This window comes from Kineococcus glutinatus (assembly GCF_039542765.1).
Taxonomy (GTDB): Bacteria; Actinomycetota; Actinomycetes; order Actinomycetales; family Kineococcaceae; genus Kineococcus_A; species Kineococcus_A glutinatus.
The window spans coordinates 1-7,322 of sequence record NZ_BAABIL010000312.1; the positions used below are offsets into that span (position 1 = coordinate 1).

The following is a 7,322-nucleotide window of genomic DNA, read 5'->3' on the forward strand; positions in this document are numbered from 1 at the left end:
CACCCGCGGCGGCGGGTTCGAGGCCCCCCGCACCGCCGAGGACCGCAGGGCGGCGGAGCGGGCCCGCCGCCGCGGCGCGGGGACCCGCTCGGGGGCCTGGCCCGACGCCCGCGACCCCCAGCTGCTCGGTCCGGTCGTGGCGCGCATCGTGGGGGAGCGGGGCTGGCGGGAACCGCTGTCGGTGGGCGGCGTCTTCGGCCGCTGGGACGCCGTCGTGGGCGGGGAGATCGCCCAGCACTGCACCCCGGAGGCGTTCGACGACGGGCAGCTCGTGGTGCGGGCGGAGTCGACGGCGTGGGCGACGCAGGTGCGGCTGCTGGTGCCGACGGTGCTGCGCCGCCTCGACGAGGAGCTGGGTGCCGGGGTGGTGCGCTCGGTGCTGGTGCGCGGGCCGCGGAGCCCGTCGTGGCGCAAGGGGGGGCGCAGCGCCCCCGGTGGGCGGGGACCGCGCGACACCTACGGCTGAGCCGGTCCCGGGCCGGCCGCCGCGCTCTCACCCCTGGTCATGGTTCGCTGCCGGCTGTCATCCTGACCGCCGTGCAGCAGGCCCACGGCGTGCAGGTCCCCGAGAACGTCGCCGAGATGTGCCGGCCCGGCGCGAGCGCGGTGGTCGTCTACGACGTCCAGGTCGGCATCCTCGCCCACGTGCGCGACCGCGAGGGCCTCGTGCGGCGGATCGGCGACGTCCTGACCGCCGCCCGCGCGGCCGGGGTGCCGGTCCTCTACGTGCGCCACGTGTCGCTGCCGCCGACGCACATGGGGGTGGCGGCGCTGCGCACGGCGATGGCGTGGCAGCGGCTGGAGCGGGCCGCCGACGTGCGCTCCGCCTTCCCGCCGGACGCCGACCACACGCAGCTGGTCGCCGAGCTCACCCCGGCCGCCGGTGAGCCGGTGTTCGACAAGCTGGGGATGTCCGCGTTCGTGGGCACCCCGCTGGAGGCGGTGCTGCGCGACCGCGGGACGAGCGCCGTGCTGCTGGTGGGTGCGGTCCTGGAGATCGGCATCGAGCCCACCGCCCGGCACGCCGCCGACCTGGGCTTCCTGCCGGTGGTGGTGGACGACGCGTGCGGGGTCGTGGAGCCGGCGGCGGCGCAGCGGTCGCTGGACAGCCTGGACTACAGCCTCCTCAGCCACCGGTGCAGCGCGGCGGAGGCGGTGGCGGCCCTGCGGGGCTGATCCCGCTCACCCCACCCGTCGGGCGGTCCGGGCATCCGCCCGCCACAGCGGGGTGACCTCCACGCCGGCCAGGCGCCAGCCGTCGGTGGTGCGCGCGGCGTCGAAGCCGTAGAGCCCCCCCATCGAGCTCACGGGTGCGGGCGGGGGCCCGGCGGGCGGGTCGGCGGGGGCGACGTGCAGGACGACGTTCGCCCGGATGCGCGCCCTGTCCCCGCTCACCGCGGTGAGGACGTCGGTGATGACGTGCTGGAACCGCTGGTCCGGTCCGTGGTTGTGCCGGGCCTGGGCGACGACGGCGTCGCGGCCGCGGGCGGTGCCGCCGGGGGTGCGGGCGGTGGCGTCCTCGGTGAGCAGGTCGGGGAGGTCGTCGAAGCGCCCTTCGTCGAGACAGGCCCCGAGCCGGTGCACGAGGGCGGTCAGCTCGCCGGTGTCGAGGACCTGCTGCAGCCGGGTGCCGGTCGCGGTGCTCATGGCGCCATCCTTTCGTTGGTGAGACCAATGTTGGTGAGACCAACCATTGCATGGATCGTGGGGGTTGCCAACGGTCCGGTTAGGCTCCCGGCGTGGAGGCCGCACCCGTCGACGCGCCACCCCGGGTCCGGGGGCTCGCCAGCTGGCTGCTCAACCGCGCCGCCGCACCCGCCAACCGGCTCGTGGCCCGGGCGCTGGAGGGCAGCGGGATCCGCCGCTCCCACTACTCCTTGCTCGCCGTGCTCGACGAGCACGGCCCGACCAGCCAGGCCGGCCTCTCGCGGCGGACCGGTCTCGACCGCAGCGACGTCGTGGCCGCCGTCAACCACCTCGCCGCCGCCGGCCTGCTGCAGCGCGCCCCCGACGCGGACGACCGACGGCGCAACGTCGTGACGCTGACGGCCCGCGGCCGCGACCGGCTGCTGGAGCTCGACGAGGTGCTGCGCGCGGTCCAGGACGAGGTGCTGGCCCCCCTGTCGGGGACCGAGCGCCGCCAGCTCACCGACCTGCTCGCCCGCATCGTCGACCACCACGGCGCCGGCTGAGCCGCGAGCGCCAGACGCTCAGCAGGACGCTCGGGGGAGCGTGGCCCGTGGGGGGAGTCGTGCGGCGGCCCGAAAGGGCGCCTGACGGCGACACAGGGCCTTCTGGGTGCGGTCTGGATCGCGGAACGACCCGCTTCCCGGGGTAGACTGGGGTCTCCAGGTGGTCGCCTGGTCACGGGGCCGCCGCGGTGCCGTGGCCGCCACCCGCGCCGGGCGGCGCGGGTGCGGTGCCCGTCCGGCCACCGTCCTCCGGAAGGAGAGCACAGACCCGTGCCCAGCGACGACGCGCGCCCCGGTGAGAACCCCGAGCAGGGGAGGGGCGGGGCGCCAGCCGCCGCTCCGCAGGAGCAGGGCACGGCGGCAGCGGGCGGGACGCTGCCCTCCCTGGCGGACGTGGTCCCCGCCGGCGCCGCCGCGCAGGCCGCCGCGCAGGTGCAGGCGGAGGGCGACTACGGCGCCAGCGCCATCACCGTGCTGGAGGGCCTGGAGGCGGTTCGCAAGCGCCCGGGCATGTACATCGGCTCCACGGGCGAGCGCGGCCTGCACCACCTGGTCTACGAGGTGGTCGACAACTCCGTGGACGAGGCGCTCGCCGGTTTCTGCGACACCATCGCCGTGACGCTGCTGCCCGACGGCGGCGTGCGCGTCGTCGACGACGGCCGCGGCATCCCCGTGGACCTGCACCCCGTGGAGAAGCGCCCGGCCGTCGAGGTGGTGCTCACCGTCCTGCACGCCGGCGGCAAGTTCGGCGGCGGGGGCTACTCCGTCTCCGGCGGTCTGCACGGCGTCGGCGTCTCCGTCGTCAACGCCCTGTCCTCCCGCCTCGACGTCGAGGTCCGCCGGCAGGGGCACGTGTGGCGGCAGTCCTACGCCGGGGGCGTGCCGCAGGCGCCCCTGGAGCAGGGGGAGGAGACCACCGAGACCGGGACGACGGTGACGTTCTGGCCGAGCGCGGAGACGTTCGAGACGACGACGTTCGACTTCGAGACGCTGCGCACCCGCTTCCAGCAGATGGCGTTCCTCAACAAGGGCCTCAGCATCCGCCTGGTCGACGAGCGCACCCCGGAGACCCAGGACGACGTCGACGACACCGAGTCCACGCCGCGCGAGGTGACCTACCGCTACCAGGGCGGTCTCGTCGACTACGTGCGCCACATCAACGCGCAGAAGAAGAACGACCCGCTGCACGAGACGATCGTCTCCTTCGAGAGCGAGGACACCGAGCGCAACATCTCCGTCGAGGTGGCGCTGCAGTGGACGACGTCCTACGCGGAGTCGGTGTTCACCTTCGCCAACACCATCAACACCTCCGAGGGCGGCACGCACGAGGCGGGGTTCCGCACCGCGCTGACCAACCTCGTCGTCTCCTACGCCCGCGAGCAGAAGCTGCTCAAGGAGAAGGAGTCGCTGGAGGGCTCCGACATCCGCGAGGGCCTCACCGCGATCATCTCGGTGAAGCTGGCGGAGCCGCAGTTCGAGGGGCAGACGAAGACGAAGCTGGGCAACACCGCGGCGCGCACGTTCGTGCAGCAGCAGGTGGCCGAGCGCCTGGGGCACTGGTTCGCGAGCAACCCCGCCGAGGCGAAGGCCATCACCCGCAAGGCGGTGGCGGCGTCGGTGGCGCGCAACGCGGCCCGCAAGGCCCGCGAGGCCAGCCGCAAGGGCCTGATGGAGCGCAACTCCCTGCCGGGCAAGCTGAAGGACTGCCAGTCCAACGACCCCACCGAGTGCGAGGTCTTCATCGTCGAGGGCGACTCCGCGGGCGGTTCGGCGGTGCGCGGCCGCGACCCGCGCACGCAGGCGATCCTCCCGATCCGCGGGAAGATCCTCAACGTGGAGAAGGCGCGGCTGGACCGCGCGCTGGGCAACCAGGAGGTGCAGGCCCTCATCACGGCGTTCGGCACCGGCATCGGCGAGGAGCTGAACCTGGAGAAGCTCCGCTACCACAAGATCGTGATCATGGCCGACGCGGACGTCGACGGCCAGCACATCCGCACGCTGCTGCTCACGCTGCTGTTCCGCTACATGAAGCCGCTCGTGGAGGCGGGCTACGTCTACCTCGCGCAGCCGCCGCTGTACCGGATCAAGTGGCAGAACAACGTGCCGCACGAGTTCGTCTACTCCGACCGCGAGCGCGACGCCCTCATCAGGGCCGGCCAGGAGGCGGGCAAGCGGCTGCCCAAGGAGAACGCCGTGCAGCGCTACAAGGGGCTCGGCGAGATGAACTGGGACGAGCTGGCGATGACCACGATGGACCGCGAGCACCGCACGCTGCTGCAGGTGACCTTGGAGGACGCCGCGGCCGCCGACGAGATCTTCTCCGTGCTCATGGGCGAGGACGTCGAGTCGCGCCGCTCCTTCATCCAGCGCAACGCCCGCGACGTCCGGTTCCTCGACGTCTGACGCGCCAGCCTCCCGACCGCACCGGCCGACAAGGACCCGAACGTTGAGCGAGACCACCGAACAGCCCCCCGGCGACCGCATCGAGCAGGTCGACCTGCAGCTGGAGATGCAGCGCTCCTACCTCGACTACGCGATGAGCGTCATCGTGTCGCGGGCGCTGCCGGACGTGCGCGACGGCCTCAAGCCCGTGCACCGGCGGGTGCTGTACGCGATGTACGACGGCGGGTACCGCCCCGACCGGGCGTACTCCAAGTGCGCCCGCGTCGTCGGCGACGTCATGGGCCACTACCACCCGCACGGCGACACCTCGATCTACGACGCCCTGGTGCGCCTGGCGCAGGACTGGTCGCTGCGCTACCCGCTGGTCGCGGGGCAGGGGAACTTCGGCTCCCCGGGCAACGACCCGGCCGCCGCGCCCCGCTACACCGAGTGCCGGATGGCGCCGCTGGCCATGGAGATGGTCCGCGACATCGACGAGGAGACCGTCGACTTCGTCGACAACTACGACGGGCACACCCAGGAACCGGCGGTCCTGCCCAGCCGGTTCCCCAACCTCCTCGTCAACGGCTCCGCCGGCATCGCGGTCGGCATGGCCACGAACATCCCCCCGCACAACCTGCGGGAGGTGGCCGCGGGCGTGGCGTGGCTGCTGGAGCACCCCGACGCCGGCGACGAGGAGCAGCTCGCCGCGCTGATGCAGCGCATCAAGGGCCCCGACTTCCCCACGGGCGCGCAGATCCTCGGCCACCGCGGCATCGCCGACGCCTACCGCACCGGGCGCGGGGCCATCACGATGCGCGCCGTCGTGGAGATCGAGGAGATCCAGAACCGGACCTGCCTCGTCATCACCGAGCTGCCCTACCAGGTCAACCCGGACAACCTCGCCGAGAACATCGCCTCCCTCGCCAACCAGGGCCGCGTCGCGGGCATCGCCGACGTGCGCGACGAGACCTCCGGCAAGACCGGCCAGCGCCTCGTCGTCGTGCTCCGCCGCGACGCCGTCGCCAAGGTCGTGCTCAACAACCTCTACAAGCACACCCAGCTGCAGCAGACGTTCGGCGCGAACATGCTCGCCCTCGTCGACGGCGTGCCCCGCACCCTGCCGCTCAACGCGTTCCTCAAGCACTGGATCACCCACCAGATCGAGGTCGTCCAGCGGCGCACCCGGTTCCGGCTGCGCAAGGCGGAGGAGCGCGCGCACATCCTGCGCGCGCTGCTCAAGGCGCTGGACGCGATGGACGAGGTCATCGCCCTCATCCGCGCCTCGGCCACGGTGGACGACGCCCGCGGCGGCCTGATGGACCTGCTCGAGATCGACGACGTGCAGGCCCGCGCGATCCTCGCGATGCAGCTGCGCCAGCTCGCCGCCCTGGAGCGCCAGCGCCTCACCGACGAGTACGACGAGCTGGCGCGGCGCATCGACGACTACAACGACATCCTCGCCCGCCCCGAGCGGCAGCGGCAGATCGTCGGCACCGAGCTCGCCGAGCTGGTGGACAAGTACGGCGACGAGCGCCAGACGACGGTCCTGCCCTTCGAGGGCGACATGAGCGTCGAGGACCTCATCCCCGTCGAGGACGTCGTCGTCACCGTCACCCGCGGCGGCTACGCCAAGCGCACCCGCACCGACCTGTACCGGGCGCAGCGGCGCGGCGGCAAGGGCGTGCGGGGGGCGCAGCTGCGCGAGGACGACGTCGTGGAGCACTTCTTCACCACGACGACCCACCACTGGTTGCTGTTCTTCACCAACCTGGGGCGCGTCTACCGGACCAAGGGGTACGAGGTCCCCGAGGGCGGCCGCGACGGGCGCGGGCAGCACGTGGCGAACCTGCTGGCGTTCCAGCCGGGGGAGCGGATCGTCGCCGTCCTCGACATCGAGGACTACCGGCAGGCCCCGTTCCTCGTGCTCGGCACGCGCGGCGGGCTGGTGAAGAAGACGCGCCTGGAGGAGTACGACTCCAACCGCTCCGGCGGGCTGATCGCGATCAACCTGCGCGAGCGGGAGGACGGCTCCGACGACGAGCTGTTCGCCGCCGCGCTGGTGGACGCCACCGACGACCTGCTGCTCGTCTCCCGCAAGGGCATGTCGGTGCGCTTCACCGCCGACGACTCCGCGCTGCGCCCGATGGGCCGGGCGACGTCCGGCGTGACGGGCATGAAGTTCCGCGAGGACGACGAGCTGCTGGCCCTGGCGGTCGCCCGCGAGGGGCAGGACGTGTTCGTGGTCACCGAGGGCGGCTTCGCCAAGCGCACCCCGGTGGACCAGTACCGCCGGCAGGGCCGCGGCGGCCTGGGCATCAAGGTCGCCAAGCTCGCCGAGGCCCGCGGCGACCTGGTGGGCGCGCTCACCGTGGAGGAGAACGACGAGGTGCTCGTCGTGATGGCCGGCGGCAAGGTCGTGCGCTCCCGGGTGGACGAGGTCCCCGCGAAAGGCCGGGACACGATGGGCGTGACCTTCGCCAAGCCCGACGCGGGCGACGCGATCATCGCCGTGGCGCGCAACGCCGAGCGGGTGATCGAGGAGGAGGTCGAGGCCGTCGAGCAGGCCGCCGGCCGCACCGGTGACGACGCCGCGGTGCCCGTCGAGGTCGACGAGGACGAGGCCGGGCCGGGCGACGACCTGGCGGCGGGGGCTCCGACGGGTGAGAGTGCTGTGCACGCCGCTGTCTCGGGGGCTGTGGATGGCGTACCGTCGGACGACCCGTCCGCTCCCCGCACGGGCGACGA

At 73.3% G+C, this 7,322-nt stretch carries 6 protein-coding genes; 5 read left to right on the top strand and 1 reads right to left on the bottom strand.

Annotation, left to right across the window (positions count from 1 at the left end; genetic code table 11):
• A partial coding sequence (locus ABEB16_RS12125; protein WP_345712507.1) for a DciA family protein occupies nt 1-466 on the top strand: 466 nt, incomplete at its 5' end.
• A gap of 71 nt (nt 467-537) precedes the next feature.
• On the top strand, nt 538-1,176 hold the full coding sequence (locus ABEB16_RS12130) for a cysteine hydrolase family protein (RefSeq protein ID WP_345712508.1): 639 nt from the start codon (nt 538-540) through the stop codon (nt 1,174-1,176).
• A gap of 6 nt (nt 1,177-1,182) precedes the next feature.
• Here ABEB16_RS12130 and ABEB16_RS12135 read toward each other — a convergent pair whose 3' ends face one another.
• Complete coding sequence (locus tag ABEB16_RS12135) at nt 1,183-1,647, bottom strand: nuclear transport factor 2 family protein (protein ID WP_345712509.1); 465 nt, start codon at nt 1,645-1,647, stop codon at nt 1,183-1,185.
• A 92-nt stretch (nt 1,648-1,739) separates the two neighbouring features.
• Between ABEB16_RS12135 and ABEB16_RS12140 the strand changes: the two genes are divergently transcribed.
• From ABEB16_RS12140 to gyrA, 3 genes are all read left to right on the top strand, one after another.
• A complete protein-coding gene (locus tag ABEB16_RS12140; RefSeq protein WP_345712510.1) occupies nt 1,740-2,192 on the top strand; it encodes a MarR family winged helix-turn-helix transcriptional regulator in 453 nt (150 codons plus the stop codon).
• A 393-nt stretch (nt 2,193-2,585) separates the two neighbouring features.
• Nucleotides 2,586-4,595, top strand: a complete 2,010-nt coding sequence (gene gyrB / locus ABEB16_RS12145; RefSeq protein WP_425560177.1) for a DNA topoisomerase (ATP-hydrolyzing) subunit B — start codon at nt 2,586-2,588, stop codon at nt 4,593-4,595.
• 43 nt (nt 4,596-4,638) lie between these two features.
• Nucleotides 4,639-7,322: DNA gyrase subunit A (gyrA, locus tag ABEB16_RS12150; protein WP_345712511.1), on the top strand; the 2,684-nt coding region annotated here is incomplete at its 3' end.